Genomic DNA, 1,104 nt, shown 5'->3' with positions numbered 1-1,104 from the left:
CGGCTTCTTGGCCCAACCCGCCTTCTGGCGAGCTTAACGACCAACGGAGCTGTCCGCCCCGGTTGAGAATGTTGATGGCCGCGTTGTGATCTCTATCGAGCGAGAGGCCGCAACGGGGACAATCAACCCATCGGTCGGCTAATGAAAGCGTCTCGAAGACATGCCCGCAACCAGAAGAGCACCGCTTGGAAGTCTGCCGTGGGTCTACCAGAACGACCACACGACCGGCGCTTGCAGCCTTGTGCGTGAGTCGCTGAACCAAGTAGCCCCATCCAGCGTCCAGAATACTCTTGGCGAGGTTTCCGTGAACCATGCGCGTGATCGTGAGGTCTTCGAGCGCGATCCGGTCGTGGCGTTTCACCAGATCGTGCGCCAGCTTGTTGAGGTAGTCTTTGCGCTGATTGCTGATCCGCTCATGCTGCCGTTGCAGCATCACCACGGCCTTACGGCGGTTCTGCCCACCCTTCTTCCGTCGTGCGACCCGGCGCTGGCAGACGCGCAGCTTCCGTTGGGCCTGGCGATAGAACCGGGGATGCGCAACCTGTTCACCCGCACTGGTGGTAATCAGGCTCGCCAGCCCGACATCAATCCCTCCATCCTTGCCGGTCGCAGGAAGCGGCGTCGGCTCGTCTCCCACGCAGGAGAAACTGGCGAACCACTTCCCCGCCTGCTTGCTGATACGGAGCGTCTTGATCTGACCCTCAAGCGGACGATGCCAGCGAACGGCGATCCGCCCGATACCTGACAGTTTCACGCGTCGCCCGTCGAGGCGAAAGCCATTCCCGTACTCCTTGAAGCCGAACGAACGCCAGCGGTGACGCCCCTTAAAGCGCGGGTAGCCCGGTTCTTCGCCCGCCTTCAGCCGCCGAAAAAAGGCTTGGAAGGCTTTATCCAGATCGTCTACCACGATCTGCAAGACATGGCTATGCACGTCCTTCGCCCACGGGTTTGTGGCCTTCCGCTCCTTCACCTGGCGCAGTTGCGCCACCTTCCCCACCGTGCGCTGCTCGTCCTCCCACGCCTGCTTGCGCTCTGCGAGGCAATCGTTATAGAAGCGACGACACGTTTCAAGCGTGGCATCAAGCAGCCGCTCCTGGGCGCGGG

Annotated in this window: 1 protein-coding gene; it reads right to left on the bottom strand. The window is 61.7% G+C overall.

What is annotated here, in order from left to right; all coding sequences use genetic code 11:
* Nucleotides 1-1,104 (bottom strand): RNA-guided endonuclease TnpB family protein (locus tag EKD05_RS25550; protein WP_165361005.1); only part of this gene is annotated, 1,104 nt, incomplete at both ends.

The sequence above is a fragment of the Candidatus Chloroploca sp. Khr17 genome (assembly GCF_004138165.1).
Classification (GTDB): domain Bacteria; phylum Chloroflexota; class Chloroflexia; order Chloroflexales; family Chloroflexaceae; genus Chloroploca.
This window is presented reverse-complemented; position numbering and strand designations above follow the sequence as displayed.